This window comes from Clostridium pascui, from assembly GCF_016908015.1.
Classification (GTDB): Bacteria; Bacillota; Clostridia; order Clostridiales; family Clostridiaceae; genus Clostridium_AK; species Clostridium_AK pascui.
In genome coordinates this window covers 1-1,360 of sequence record NZ_JAFBDB010000020.1, presented here as the reverse complement: position 1 = coordinate 1,360, position 1,360 = coordinate 1, and the positions used below count along the sequence as shown (strand labels likewise).

1 rRNA gene is annotated in these 1,360 nt (G+C 53.5%); it reads right to left on the bottom strand.

Annotation, left to right across the window (positions count from 1 at the left end):
- Positions 1-1,360: ribosomal RNA gene (locus tag JOC70_RS19060) — 23S ribosomal RNA — on the bottom strand; the annotation flags it as partial.

Genomic DNA, 1,360 nt, shown 5'->3' with positions numbered 1-1,360 from the left:
ACTTACACCTCTGACCTATCAACCTTGTGTTCTTCAAGGGGTCTTACTAGCTTACGCTATGGGAAATCTCATCTTGAGGTGGGCTTCACGCTTAGATGCTTTCAGCGTTTATCCCGTCCTGACATAGCTACCCAGCAATGCTCCTGGCGGAACAACTGGTGCACCAGAGGTCAGTCCATCCCGGTCCTCTCGTACTAAGGACAGCTCCTCTCAAATTTCCTACGCCCGCGACGGATAGGGACCGAACTGTCTCACGACGTTCTGAACCCAGCTCGCGTGCCGCTTTAATGGGCGAACAGCCCAACCCTTGGGACCTACTTCAGCCCCAGGATGCGACGAGCCGACATCGAGGTGCCAAACCTCCCCGTCGATGTGGACTCTTGGGGGAGATCAGCCTGTTATCCCCGAGGTAGCTTTTATCCGTTGAGCGATGGCCCTCCCACGAGGAACCACCGGATCACTAAGCCCGACTTTCGTCCCTGCTCCACTTGTAAGTGTCGCAGTCAGGCTCCCTTCTGCCTTTGCACTCTACGCGCGATTTCCAACCGCACTGAGGGAACCTTTGGGCGCCTCCGTTACTTTTTTGGAGGCGACCGCCCCAGTCAAACTGCCCACCTAACAATGTCCCGTGACCAGATTCATGGCCTCCGGTTAGAATCCCAGTACTGTCAGGGTGGTATCCCAAGGATGACTCCACAAAGGCTGACGCCCTTGCTTCCAAGTCTCCCACCTATCCTGTACAGACAATACCGAAATTCAATGCTAAGCTACAGTAAAGCTCTACGGGGTCTTTCCGTCCAATCGCGGGTAGCAAGCATCTTCACTTGCACTACAATTTCGCCGGATTTGTTGTTGAGACAGTGCCCAAGTCATTACGCCATTCGTGCGGGTCGGAACTTACCCGACAAGGAATTTCGCTACCTTAGGACCGTTATAGTTACGGCCGCCGTTTACTGGGGCTTAAGTTCACCGCTTCGCTTGCGCTAACGGATCCCCTTAACCTTCCAGCACCGGGCAGGCGTCAGCCCCTATACATCAGCTTTCGCTTTAGCAGAGACCTGTGTTTTTGCTAAACAGTTGCTTGGGCCTATTCACTGCGACCACATTTCTGTGGCACCCCTTCTCCCGAAGTTACGGGGCTAATTTGCCGAGTTCCTTAACAACAATTCTTCCGCTGGCCTTAGGATTCTCTCCTCACCTACCTGTGTCGGTTTGCGGTACGGGCACTAACTTCCTCCCTAGAGGCTTTTCTTGACAGTGTGGAATCAGATACTTCGCGATAAATCGCTCCCCATCACACCTCAGATTCAACTGGCGGATTTGCCTGCCAGTCACTCCTAAATGCTTAGACGCACATCCA